The following is an 11,973-nucleotide window of genomic DNA, read 5'->3' as shown; positions in this document are numbered from 1 at the left end:
CTTGCTGTGCAATCAGTCTTCGTCGCTGTGGAGCCTGCGTCGAACGGAGAGCAGCTCCACCTCAGGACGGGCGGCGACCAGGCGCTCGCACCGGTCCAGTACGTCGGTGAGGTGCCCCGTCTCCCCGGAGACGATCGCCAGGCCGATCTCGGCCCTGCGATGGAGGTCCTGGTTCCCGGTCTCCGCCGCACTCACCGCGTACTTGCGCTGGAGTTCGGCGACGATCGGGCGGACGACGGAGCGCTTCTCCTTCAGCGATCGAACGTCGCCGAGGAGCAGATCGAAGGACAGTGTCCCCACATACATGTATGTCCGGATGTCCCGCCGGTTCGGGTTCGTGCCCCGCCAACCGCTTGGCAGGGACACAAGAACCGTACACGGAACGGCCGGGGCCGATCGACGGGATTTACCTCCCCTCGACCGGCCCCGGTTCGAGCTGCGTCGATCAGCCGCGAGGCTTCTCGCGCATCTCGTACGTCGCGATGACGTCGTCGATCTTGATGTCGTTGAAGTTGCCGAGGTTGATACCGCCCTCGAACCCTTCGCGGATCTCGGTGACGTCGTCCTTGAAGCGGCGCAGACCGGAGATGTTGAGGCTCTCCGCGATGACCTTGCCGTCGCGGATGAGGCGCGCCTTGGTGTTGCGCTTGACCTCGCCGGAGCGGACAAGAACACCGGCGATGTTGCCCAGCTTGGACGAGCGGAAGACCTCGCGGATCTCCGCCGTGCCGAGCTCGACCTCTTCGTACTCCGGCTTGAGCATGCCCTTGAGGGCCGCTTCGATCTCTTCGATCGCCTGGTAGATGACCGAGTAGTACCGGACGTCCACGCCTTCGCGCTCGGCCATCTGCGCGGCACGACCGGCCGCACGGACGTTGAAGCCGATCACGATCGCGTCGGAGCCGGTCGCCAGGTCGATGTCCGACTCGGTGACCGCACCCACGCCGCGGTGCAGGACGCGGATGTCGACCTCTTCGCCGACGTCGAGCTGGAGCAGCGAGGACTCGAGAGCCTCCACCGAACCGGACGCGTCGCCCTTGATGATGAGGTTGAGTTCCTGCACCAGACCGGCCTTGAGGGCCTCGTCCAGGTTCTCCAGGGAGAACCGCACACCCTTGCGGGCGAAGCGGACGTTGCGCTCACGGGCGGCACGCTTCTCGGCGATCTGACGGGCCGTACGGTCCTCGTCGACGACCAGGAAGTTGTCGCCGGCGCCCGGGACGTTGGTGAGACCGAGGACGAGGACCGGGGTCGAGGGACCCGCCTCTTCCACGTTCTCGCCCTTGTCGTCGAGCATCGCGCGGACACGGCCGTACGCGTCGCCGACCACCATGGTGTCGCCGACCCGCAGGGTGCCTCGCTGGACGAGGACGGTCGCGACGGCGCCGCGGCCCTTGTCCAGGTGGGACTCGATCGCAATACCCTGCGCGTCCTGCTCCGGGTTGGCCCGCAGGTCGAGCGAGGCGTCCGCGGTCAGGACCACGGCCTCCAGGAGGGACTCGATGTTCTGTCCCTGCTTGGCGGAGATGTCGACGAACATCGTGTCGCCGCCGTACTCCTCGGCCACCAGACCGAACTCGGTGAGCTGACCGCGCACCTTGGTCGGGTCGGCACCCTCGACGTCGATCTTGTTGACCGCGACCACGATCGGCACGTCGGCCGCCTTGGCGTGGTTCAGCGCCTCGATCGTCTGCGGCATCACACCGTCGTTGGCCGCGACCACGAGGATCGCGATGTCGGTGGACTTCGCACCACGGGCACGCATGGCGGTGAACGCCTCGTGACCGGGGGTGTCGATGAAGGTGATCTTGCGGTCTTCGCCGTTGACCTCGGAAGAGACCTGGTACGCACCGATGTGCTGCGTAATACCGCCGGCCTCGCCCGCAATGACGTTCGTCTTGCGGATCGCGTCCAGAAGTCGGGTCTTACCGTGGTCGACGTGACCCATGACGGTCACGACCGGCGGACGCGCGACGAGCAGTTCCTCGCCACCCTCGTCCTCGCCGAACTCGATGTCGAAGGACTCGAGCAGCTCGCGGTCCTCCTCCTCCGGGCTGACGATCTCCAGGACGAAGTTCATCTCGTCCGCCAGGAGCTTCAGCGTCTCGTCCGGGACGGACTGCGTGGCAGTGACCATCTCGCCGAGGTTCATCATCACGCCGACGAGCGACGCCGGGTTGGCGTTGATCTTCTCGGCGAAGTCGGTCAGCGAGGCACCACGGGACAGGCGGACCGCCTGGCCGTTGCCGCGCGGCAGCATGACGCCGCCGACCGACGGAGCCTGCATCGACTCGTACTCCTGGCGCCTCTGCCGCTTCGACTTGCGACCGCGACGCGCGGGACCGCCGGGACGACCGAAGGCGCCCTGCGTGCCACCACGGCCACCCGGACCACCGGGACGGCCACCGAAGCCGGGACGGCCACCGCCGCCACCGGGACGACCGGCGAAGCCACCGCCGCCACCGCCACCGGGACCACCGGGACGACCGGCGAAGCCACCGCCGCCGCCACCACCGGGACGACCGGCGAAGCCGCCGCCGCCACCGGGACGACCGCCGCCGCCACCGCCGGGACGACCGCCACCGCCGGGACCACGGCCACCGCCGGGGCCACCACCGGGACGCGGACCCGCAGCGGGACGCTGCGGCATCATGCCGGGGTTCGGACGGTTACCACCGGCGCCGGGCGCACCGCCACCGGGGCGCGGAGCGCCACCCTGCGGGCGGGGCATGCCACCGGGGCTGGGGCGAGCGCCGCCCTGACCCTGCGGACGGGGAGCACCCTGGCCGCCCTGGCCCTGCGGACGCGGGGCGCCGCCGGGACCACCGGGGCCGCCCTGGCCGCCGGGGCGCGGGGCGCCGCCCGGACGGGGCGCCTGCGGGCGCGCCATGCCGGTGGAGCCACCAGAGGTGAAGGGGTTGTTGCCGGGGCGCGGTCCTGCCGGACGGCCACCGGGGCGCGGGGCGCCACCCTGGCCGCCGGGACGCGGAGCGCCACCCTGACGGTCGCCGCGGTCGCCACGACCGCCCTGACCCTGACCGCCCTGGCCGGGGGCCGGACGGCCACCGGGCTTCGGGGCACCCGGGCGGGCGCCCGGACGGGGACCGGCCGGCGCCGAGGAGGCGGCCGGGGCAGCGGGAGCGGCCGGCGGAGCGGTGAACTCCGGGGCGGCAGGCGCTGCCGGGGTGACCGGAGCCGCGGGGGCTGCCGGAGCCGGCTTGGGCGTCGGCGGCTTGGGGCCGGGACGCGGGCCGGGAGCCGCAGGCGATGCGGCAGGCTTGTCGGCCGCGGCGGCGGGCTTGGGCGCCGGCGGCTTGGGCGCGGCCGGACCCGGACGGGCGGCCTGCGCGGGGGACGGTGCCGACGGCGTCGCCGGCTTGGGGGCGGCCTGCTTGCGCGGCGCTCCCGGCTTGGCGGCGGCGGGCTTGCCGTTGCCACCCTGCTGCAATGCGTCAGTCAGTTTGCGTACTACGGGCGCCTCGATCGTCGAGGACGCCGAACGTACGAATTCACCGAGTTCTTGGAGCTTGGCCATGACGACCTTGCTCTCTACGCCGAACTCCTTGGCGAGCTCGTATACCCGGACCTTAGCCACTTCGCTCCTTTTAGGTCCGGGTTACGCCGGACCGTCGCTACTTCATGGGCGTACTCATCGCGTGCTCATCGAGTGCTCATCGCAATCTCGACCTACTTCCAACTCGCGGAATACCAGGGCCGCGCGGGGTTCCGCGCGACCTTCCTTACGGTGTTGCCTGCTGGGCAACTGACTCGACGACTCGGCGCAACTCCGCCGTGTCGAGCGGACCCGGTCCTCGAAAGGCCCTCGGGAACGCCCGGCGGCGGACCGCCAGGTCGAGACAGACCGGGACGGGGTGTACATAGGCACCCCGGCCGGGCAGCGTACCGCTTGGATCAGGGACGCAGGCGCCCCTTTTCGCCACGATGCGCAGCAGATCGCTCTTGGCCGCTCGCTCCCGGCACCCCACACAGGTGCGCTCAGGGCATGCGCGGGCTTGCGTCCGGCCAGACACGATTAAGTCTACCTCCCCGTACCGACCTCACCCCTTTGGGGCAAAAATCGAACGGTTGTTGTCTTGATCAGATCTCGGTGGGCACTCGGTCAGGAGTCGGCCGAGCCCTGGGGCTGCTCGGTGTCCGGGCGGATGTCGATCCGCCAGCCGGTGAGCCGCGCGGCGAGGCGGGCGTTCTGGCCCTCCTTGCCGATCGCTAGCGACAGCTGGTAGTCGGGCACCGTCACCCGCGCGGAACGGGCCGCGAGGTCGACGATCTCCACCTTGCTGACCCGCGCCGGGGACAGCGCGTGGGCAACCATCTCGCCGGGGTCGTCCGACCAGTCGACGATGTCGATCTTCTCGCCGTTCAGCTCCGCCATCACGTTGCGCACGCGCTGGCCCATCGGACCGATGCAGGCGCCCTTGGCGTTGAGCCCCGAGCGGGTGGACCGGACCGCGATCTTCGTGCGGTGTCCTGCCTCGCGGGCGATGGCCGAGATCTCGACGGAACCGTCGGCGATCTCCGGCACCTCGAGCGCGAAGAGCTTCTTGACGAGGCTCGGGTGCGTACGGGACAGCGTCACGGAGGGGCCGCGGACACCCTTGGCCACCCGGACGACGTACGAACGAAGGCGCATCCCGTGCGGGTACTCCTCGCCGGGCACCTGCTCCTGCACCGGCAGGATGGCTTCGAGCTTGCCGATGTCGACCAGGACGTTCTTCGGGTCGCGGCCCTGCTGGACGACGCCCGTGACGATGTCGCCCTCGCGGCCCGCGTACTCACCGAGCGTCGCGTCGTCCTCGGCGTCGCGCAGCCGCTGCAGGATGACCTGCTTGGCGGTCGTCGCGGCGATACGGCCGAAGTCGGACGGGGTGTCGTCGAACTCCTTGGGCTCCTGGCCCTCTTCGAGGTCCGCCGGGTCCTCCGTCGCCCACACCGTCACATGGCCGCTGTCGCGGTCCAGCTTCACGCGTGCGCGACGGAAGCTGCCGTCGGTGCGGTGGTAGGCGATGAGGAGGGCCGACTCGATCGCCTCGACCAGCAGGTCGAAGGAGATCTCCTTCTCCCGGACCAGACCCCGCAGGGCACTCATGTCGATGTCCACGGCTACGCCTCCTCTTCCTTCTTGTCCTTGCGGTTGAACTCGACCTCGACGCGCGCCTTGGCGATCGCGTCGAAGGTGAGCCTGCGGGCGGTGGGCTTGCGCCCCTTCACGCCCGGTACTTCAAGATCCACGCCTTCGTCGTCCACCTCGAGGATGCGGGCGATCAGCTCGTCGCCGCCCTCCGTCAGCTGGAACTTCACGAGGCGGCCTACGGCACGCAGATAGTGGCGGTGCTCCGTCAGCGGGCGCTCGGCGCCCGGGGAGCCGACTTCGAGGGTGTACTCCCCCTCGCCCATCGCGTCGCTCTCGTCGAGCTTCTCGGAGAGTTCGCGGCTGACCTCCGCGATCTGATCCAGGTCCACGCCGTCGTCGGAGTCGATGACGACGCGCAGCACTCGCTTGCGTCCGACCGAGGCCACTTCGATCTCTTCGAGATCCAGTTCCTTCGAGCTGACGAGCGGTTCCAGCAGTTCTCGCAGCCTCTCGCTCTGGGTGGTGCTCATCCGGGTGACTCCTCGGCCGCGTGTGCTGTTGTGGGATCGTCGCGTGTCAGGTCAAAGGGTATCCGGTCCCGAAGGGTGTTGCCGCCCGCCGGTGGCCGTCGTCGGCCCGTTGTCGTCCGGCCGTCGCCCGGTTGTCGCACCGTCGTCCGACCGGCGCCGAGCCGCTCGCGAGTACGAAGCCAGGCCGAAGGTACGGTGATCACCAGGTTGACGGCGGCCTCGAACTCCCCGGCCCCGTCACCCGCCCCGCCTCTGCCCGCTTCCGCCGCTTTCGCCGCTTCCCCTCCCGCCCCCTCACCTCCCCCTGCTGACTGCCCGCCTTGCTGGCCTTCCTTCCGAGGACGTCTGCTGTGCCGTCGTATCCCATCCCCTCGCGCCACCGTTCAGGGCCGCGCCGGAGGAGCCTGCTGACCGGGGCCGCCGGCGCGGCCGGGGCCGTGCTGCTCTCGGGCTGCTCGGACTCCACCTCCACGGAGGACGCGGACGAGCGTCCTTCCGCCGCCGGGCGGCTGCGCGCGCGTGGCGCCCGGGACAGCGGTGAGCTTCTGGGGCGGTACGACGCCGTCCTCGCCGCCCATCCCGCGCTGGCCGCACGGCTCGATCCGCTGCGGGCGGAGGTGAAGCGGCACCAGGCGGCGTTCGCCGAGGGCCAGACCGCTCCGCCGTCCCCGTCGGCATCGGCCTCCGCACCGTCGTCGCCGGCCCCTTCCCCGTCCGTGCCCGGGGACGAGAAGGCCGCCGTACGCGATCTGGCGAAGGCCGAGCGCGACCTTGCGGGGCAGCGGGCGAGCGACCTGCTCGACGCGCCCGCCGAGCTCGCCAGGCTCCTCGCGTCGGTGGCGGCGGCTGGCGCGGCACATGCGTATCTGCTGACGGAGGGCGCCAAGTGAGCGATTCCAAGGACGAGTTGAAAGCGGTGCAGGCCGCTCTCGGTGCCGAGCACGCCGCCGTGTACGGCTACGGGGTCGTCGGCGGCCGGATCGGCAAGGACCGCAAGGGGGAGGCGCGCACGGCGTACGACGCGCATCGCGCACGCCGCGACGAGCTGCAGCGCGCCGTACGCGATCTGGGCGGTGAGCCCGAGCCCTCGGCGGCCGCCTACAAGCTGCCGTTCGCGGTGCCGGACTCGGCGGCCGCCGTGCGGCTGGCAACGGAGCTGGAGGAGCGGGTCGCGGCGGTCTACTCCGATCTCGTACGCGCCTCCACCGGCGCCCGGCGTGGCAGCGCCGCCGAGGCGCTGCGGGAGGCGGCGGTCCGTGCGGCGCGCTGGCGGGGCGGGAGCGTAACCTTCCCTGGTCTCGCCGAGCGGTCCGCCACGTCCGGCTCTTCGGCACCTCAGGCATGACCGCTCATGACCCGCTCATGACCCGCTCATGAGCCGCTCAGGAAGGAAACAACTCGCGCATGGCTTTCGAACCGCCGCAGCGTCTGATCACCGCACTCGGTGAGACGGCGCAGGACGGCGACGACTGGCTGGAGAAGCTGCCCCAGGCGGTGGAACAGGCCGTCGCGCTACGCGAGTTGACCGTCGAGCGGGTCCATGTGCCCGGCGGGCGCAGCAGCCTCGTCGTCCTGGTACGGCGCGCGGACGGCACGCCCGCCGTCCTGAAACTGGTGCCGCCGCGGTCGCGGCCGCAGAGCGAGCGGGCGGCCCTTGCGCACTGGGCCGGGCTCGGTGCCGTACGGCTCCTGGACCCGTCCGCCACGGACGGCGCGCTGCTCCTCGAACGGCTGCACCGCGACGTGTCGGTACGTTCGCTGCCCGAGGCCAAGGCGCTCCTCGAAGCGGCGGGCACGCTGCGCCGCCTGTGGGTGGAGCCGCCGCCGGACCACCGCTTCGAGACGGTCGCCGAGCGGACCGGGCGGCAGGCGGATGCGATGCGGGCATCGGCGTCCGCCGACGGGGAGGTCGCGCCGCTGGTGGACGCGGCGCTGGCGGCGCGGGAGGAGCTGCTTGCCGGGGCGCCGGATGTGCGGTTGCTGCACGGCACGTTCCGGCAGAGCAAGGTGCTTCAGGGGGACCGGGTGCCGTGGCTGGCGGTGGGGCCCGGCCCGGTGGTCGGGGAGCCCGCCTTCGACCTGGCCCGCCTGGTGCGGGACCGGGTGGAGGACCTGATCGCGTCCCCCTCGGGGGCGTCGATCACCCGCCGCCGGGTGAAAAAGCTGGCGGAGTCCCTGGACGTCGACCAGGAGCGGCTGCGGGGGTGGACGCTGTTCCGGGCCGTGGAGTCGGGCGTACGGGCACGCCGCGTCGGCCGCGAACAGGACGCGGAACTGCTGCTGGAGTTCGCGGGGTGGCTGTAGGGGGCAGTCCCTGCGGGGCTTCACCGGCTCCGCCGAGTTGCTCCTCATACACCGGACGGGCTGAAAGGGCGGGCCACGCCGGGTAACCGAGTGGGTGGGCGGGAAAGCTTTCGCCGCGAAGCGGCGGTACGGCGCCGCGGCCGACGACGGCGCGTCGGCGTGATGCCGGGTAAGTGAAAGGGGGCCCGGGGGCGCAGAGCCCCCGGGCCCCCACCCGACTCAGGCCGTCAGCCGCGCGACAGCCTCAGCCACGGTCAGCTCTTCCCGCTCCCCGGTCCGGCGGTCCTTCAGCTCCACGACGCCCTCGGCGGAGCGGCGGCCCGCGACCAGGATGGTCGGGACGCCGATCAGCTCCGCGTCGGTGAACTTCACGCCGGGCGAGACGCCCGCCCGGTCGTCGACCAGGACACGGACGCCCGCGGCGTTCAGCTGCTCGGAGACGTCGAGCGCGAGCTCCGTCTGGAGCGCCTTGCCCGCGGCCACCACGTGGACGTCGGCGGGGGCGATCTCCTTGGGCCAGCACAGACCCTTGTCGTCCGCCGTCTGCTCGGCGAGCGCCGCCACCGCGCGGGAGACGCCGATGCCGTACGAGCCCATCGTCACGCGCACCGGCTTGCCCTGCTGGCCGAGCACGTCCAGCTGGAAGGCGTCGGCGAACTTGCGGCCCAGCTGGAAGATGTGGCCGATCTCGATGGCGCGGTCCAGCTTCAGGCCGGTGCCGCACTTGGGGCAGGGGTCGCCCTCCTCGACGACCACGACGTCGAGGTAGTCGTCGACCTCGAAGTCACGGCCGGCGACGACGTTCTTCGCATGCGTGTTGATCTTGTTCGCGCCGGTGATCCAGGCGGTACCGGCCGCCACCCGCGGGTCGGCGATGTAGCGGACCTTCTCCAGGCCCTGCGGGCCGACGTATCCGCGTACGAGATCGTCGCGGCCCACGAAGTCCTCGGCCGTCACGAGCTCCACGACGGCGGGCGCGAGGTGCTCGCCGAGCTTGTCCAGGTCGACCTCGCGGTCGCCGGGGACGCCCACGGCGACGATCTCGCCGTCGACCTTGACCAGGAGGTTCTTCAGGGTCGCGGACGCGGGCACGCCGAGGTGCGCGGCGAGCGTCTCGATCGTCGGGGTGTCGGGGGTGTCCAGGTCCTCGACGGGCCCGTGCGCCGACGCGTCGACAGCCTCGGTCGCGACGAAGGACACGGCCTCCGTGTTGGCCGCGTAGTCGCACGCGGGGCAGTCCACGAACGTGTCCTCACCGGCCGGCGCGGGCGCCAGGAACTCCTCGGAGGCCGAGCCGCCCATCGCGCCGGAGACGGCGGAGACGATGCGGTGGTCGAGGCCGAGGCGCTCGAAGATCTTGATGTACGCGGCGCGGTGCAGGGCGTACGACTCGGCGAGGCCCTCGTCCGTGGTGTCGAAGGAGTACGAGTCCTTCATCTGGAACTCGCGGCCGCGCAGCACACCGGCGCGGGGGCGGGCCTCGTCGCGGTACTTGGTCTGGATCTGGTAGAGGATCACCGGCAGGTCCTTGTAGGACGAGCACTGGTCCTTGACGATCTGGGTGAAGATCTCCTCGTGCGTGGGGCCGAGGAGGTAGTCCGCGCCCTTGCGGTCCTTGAGGCGGAAGAGCAGGTCGCCGTACTCGTCGTAGCGGCCCGTCGCGTCGTACGACTCCTTGGGAAGGAGCGCGGGCAGGAGGACCTCCTGGGCGCCGATGGCGTCCATCTCCTCGCGCACGACGTGGGTGATGTTCTCCAGGACCTTCTTGCCGAGGGGCAGCCAGGACCAGATGCCGGCGGCGGTGCGGCGGACGTATCCGGCCCGCACGAGCAGCTTGTGGTTGAGCGTCTCGGCGTCCGCCGGGTCGTCGCGCAGTGTCTTGATCATCAATCGGGACATGCGCTGGACCTGGGCCATGGTGAACTCCTGCGTGGAAAGAATGATGTGCAGGAGGTTAGCCGGGGGCCGGGCGCGTGCGGAAATCGGTTAGGCGCCGGGCCGCCTGAGCGGCAGGGGCGCGCCCATCACCGCGTACGGCTTCGGGGCGCTGGGGAACAGGACGTTGCGGGCCAGGTCCGTGTAGCCGAGGGAGCGGTAGAGGCCGCGCGCCGGGCTCTCGATGTCGATCGCGGAGAGGATCGAGCGGGGCTGCGCGGCGCTGTCGGTGATGGTGGTGATGAGCGTGCGGCCGACGCCGCGGTTCTGGTGGCCTGGCTGCACATGGAGCTCGGTGATCACGAAGGAGTCGTCGAGCCAGCCGTCCAGGTCCCGGGCCCGCAGATACGGCTCGACGACCGTGGACCACCAGTGGGAGCGGTCGTTGGGCATGCCGTAGACGAAGCCGATGAGCCGCCCCTCGGGCGTGCGGGCGCCGAGTGCGCGGGCGCCGGGGTAGGTGATGTGCCGCAGCACGATCTGCCGCCGCACGGCCACCTCGTCGTCGCTGAGCCCGAACGCGTGGGCCTGCACGCGCAGCGCGTCGTCCACGTGCGTGGCGAGGTCCAGGGGCCCGATCACGACGTCGTCAGTCATGCGCCGAACTTTAACTCGCGGACGGGGGTGCGTGAGGGGCGCGGTACGAGACGTCGGGGCGCTAGAACAGGACGCTCATGAACGCCCCGACCTCCTGGAACCCCACGCGCCGGTACGCCGCCCTGGCCGCGGTGTTGAAGTCGTTGACGTAGAGGCTGACGACCGGGGCAACGTCCGCGAGGGCGTAGGCCAGGACGGCGGCCATGCCGGGGGCGGCAAGGCCCTTGCCGCGGTACTCGGGGGCTACCCAGACGCCCTGCACCTGGCAGGCCTGCGCCGTGGCGGCGCCGATCTCGGCCTTGAAGACGACCTTGCCGTCGCCGTCGAGGCGGGCGAACGAGCGCCCCGCGCCGACCAGTTCGGCGACCCTTGCCTGGTAGAGCAGGCCGCCGTCGCCGGAGAGCGGCGAGATGCCGACCTCCTCGGTGAACATCGCCACGCACGCCGGCATGATCGTCTCCATCTCGTCCTTGCGTACGCGACGGACGTACGGGTCGGGCGTGATGTCCTGCGGGAGCCGGTCGGTGACCATCAGCGGCTGCTGGGCGCGGACCTCGCGGGCGGGGCCCCAGGACGGTTCGAGCAGGCGCCACAGCTGGGCCGTGGGTTCGGCGGGGCCGACGATGGAGGAGCAGCGGCGGCCGGCCCTGCGGGCGCGGTCGGCGAAGGCGCGTACGGCGCGGGGGGTGGCGCAGATGGGGACGAGGTTGGCGCCCGCGTAGCAGAGCGACTCAAGGATTCCGTCCTCGTACCAGCCCCACATCTCGCCGCCGAGACGCCACGGGTCGAGGCCCGCGACGCGGACCCGCGAGGTCACGAAGGCGTTGGCCACCGGCTCGCGGTCGAGCACGGCGAGCGCGGCGTCCAGGTCGCTCGGTTCGAGGACCCGGGAGGTGGTCTGAGTCAACACGAGCGGGGGGCCTCACGGGGACGGGCTGCTGATCTCCGCACTGTACCTGGCGGGGGCGCCTTGTGCCGGGGCGTCCGCTTGGCCCCTACCGGGGCTGGCTCGTCCTCGCTCCTTGCCCCGGGGCGGGGGTGGCTGCTTGACCGCCCGCGGCCCGGGGCGGGGGTGGCTTCTACGCCGTCTTTGGCCCGGGGCGAGGGTGGCTACTTCACCGCCTTTGGCCCGGGGCGAGGGCGGCTACTTCACCGCCTTTGGCCCGGCGCGGGGGCGGCTACTTCACCGCCTGTGGCCCGGCGCGGGGGCGGCTACTTCACCACCCGTGGCCCGGGGCGAGGGCGGCTTCTTCGCCGCTCCGCGGCGGGTTTCCCGCCCACCCGCCCGATTGCCCGGCGGGGTGAACGGGGTGGGTGGGACAGATCCGGGGTGATCGGGTGGGTGGGCGGGACGGATCCGGCGCGAAGCGGCGGGACAGGAGGGAGACGGCCCACAGACGGACAGGACATCGGGCGCGAAGCCGCCCCGGCATGCCAGGCCCAGCACCCCGACCCCATCCGCCCCGCATGCCAGTCCGGAAGAAGCCCGCGCCCCGGACCCCGGAGTGAACGGGT

Annotated in this window: 11 protein-coding genes; 3 read left to right on the top strand and 8 right to left on the bottom strand. The window is 71.6% G+C overall.

The window, feature by feature from the left end:
* Nucleotides 1–12: 12 nt before the first annotated feature.
* The 5 genes from AB0G47_RS39845 to rimP form a co-directional block, all read right to left on the bottom strand.
* Nucleotides 13–306: a DUF503 domain-containing protein gene (locus AB0G47_RS39845; protein WP_135330982.1), complete on the bottom strand. Its 294-nt coding sequence runs from the start codon at nt 304–306 to the stop codon at nt 13–15.
* A 139-nt stretch (nt 307–445) separates the two neighbouring features.
* Nucleotides 446–3,595, bottom strand: coding sequence for a translation initiation factor IF-2 (infB, locus tag AB0G47_RS39840; protein WP_360780668.1), 3,150 nt, complete (start codon nt 3,593–3,595; stop codon nt 446–448).
* A gap of 145 nt (nt 3,596–3,740) precedes the next feature.
* Complete coding sequence (locus AB0G47_RS39835) at nt 3,741–4,031, bottom strand: YlxR family protein (protein ID WP_266871192.1); 291 nt, start codon at nt 4,029–4,031, stop codon at nt 3,741–3,743.
* 89 nt (nt 4,032–4,120) lie between these two features.
* Nucleotides 4,121–5,119, bottom strand: a complete 999-nt coding sequence (gene nusA, locus AB0G47_RS39830; RefSeq protein WP_360780665.1) for a transcription termination factor NusA — start codon at nt 5,117–5,119, stop codon at nt 4,121–4,123.
* A 2-nt stretch (nt 5,120–5,121) separates the two neighbouring features.
* Nucleotides 5,122–5,622 carry a ribosome maturation factor RimP gene (gene rimP / locus AB0G47_RS39825; RefSeq protein WP_360780662.1) on the bottom strand — a complete coding sequence of 167 codons (501 nt, stop codon included), beginning with the start codon at nt 5,620–5,622 and terminating at the stop codon, nt 5,122–5,124.
* 350 nt (nt 5,623–5,972) lie between these two features.
* On the opposite strand from rimP, the gene AB0G47_RS39820 reads away from it, so the two are divergent.
* From AB0G47_RS39820 to AB0G47_RS39810, 3 genes are read left to right on the top strand one after another with little or no spacing between them, the layout of a single operon-like run.
* Nucleotides 5,973–6,512, top strand: coding sequence for a hypothetical protein (locus AB0G47_RS39820; RefSeq protein ID WP_360780659.1), 540 nt, complete (start codon nt 5,973–5,975; stop codon nt 6,510–6,512).
* Nucleotides 6,509–6,967: a ferritin-like domain-containing protein gene (locus AB0G47_RS39815; RefSeq protein ID WP_360780656.1), complete on the top strand. Its 459-nt coding sequence runs from the start codon at nt 6,509–6,511 to the stop codon at nt 6,965–6,967. Before AB0G47_RS39820 ends, AB0G47_RS39815 begins: the two co-directional genes overlap by 4 nt.
* A 59-nt stretch (nt 6,968–7,026) precedes the next feature.
* A complete protein-coding gene (locus tag AB0G47_RS39810; protein ID WP_360780653.1) occupies nt 7,027–7,926 on the top strand; it encodes an aminoglycoside phosphotransferase family protein in 900 nt (299 codons plus the stop codon).
* A gap of 219 nt (nt 7,927–8,145) precedes the next feature.
* On the opposite strand, the gene AB0G47_RS39805 is transcribed toward AB0G47_RS39810, so the two are convergent.
* From AB0G47_RS39805 to AB0G47_RS39795, 3 genes are all read right to left on the bottom strand, one after another.
* Nucleotides 8,146–9,843 (bottom strand): proline--tRNA ligase, encoded by a 1,698-nt coding sequence (locus AB0G47_RS39805; protein WP_360780651.1) that lies wholly within the window; start codon nt 9,841–9,843, stop codon nt 8,146–8,148.
* Between the two features lie 69 nt (nt 9,844–9,912).
* Complete coding sequence (locus AB0G47_RS39800) at nt 9,913–10,458, bottom strand: GNAT family N-acetyltransferase (RefSeq protein WP_360780648.1); 546 nt, start codon at nt 10,456–10,458, stop codon at nt 9,913–9,915.
* 61 nt (nt 10,459–10,519) lie between these two features.
* Nucleotides 10,520–11,368, bottom strand: a complete 849-nt coding sequence (locus tag AB0G47_RS39795; RefSeq protein WP_360780646.1) for a GNAT family N-acetyltransferase — start codon at nt 11,366–11,368, stop codon at nt 10,520–10,522.
* Nucleotides 11,369–11,973: the final 605 nt, after the last annotated feature.

Origin of the sequence: Streptomyces sp. NPDC021622 (assembly GCF_040640795.1) — a bacterium.
GTDB lineage: Bacteria > Actinomycetota > Actinomycetes > Streptomycetales > Streptomycetaceae > Streptomyces.
Note: the sequence above shows the minus strand (reverse complement) of the source record. Positions and strands in the feature narration are given on the sequence as shown.

Coding starts and splice junctions, on each gene's coding strand:
- AB0G47_RS39845 (WP_135330982.1), bottom strand. CDS start 306: ATGTATGTGGGGACACTGTCCTTCGATCTGCTCCTCGGCGACGTTCGA.
- rimP (WP_360780662.1), bottom strand. CDS start 5,622: ATGAGCACCACCCAGAGCGAGAGGCTGCGAGAACTGCTGGAACCGCTC.
- AB0G47_RS39810 (WP_360780653.1), top strand. CDS start 7,027: ATGGCTTTCGAACCGCCGCAGCGTCTGATCACCGCACTCGGTGAGACG.
- AB0G47_RS39805 (WP_360780651.1), bottom strand. CDS start 9,843: ATGGCCCAGGTCCAGCGCATGTCCCGATTGATGATCAAGACACTGCGC.
- AB0G47_RS39800 (WP_360780648.1), bottom strand. CDS start 10,458: ATGACTGACGACGTCGTGATCGGGCCCCTGGACCTCGCCACGCACGTG.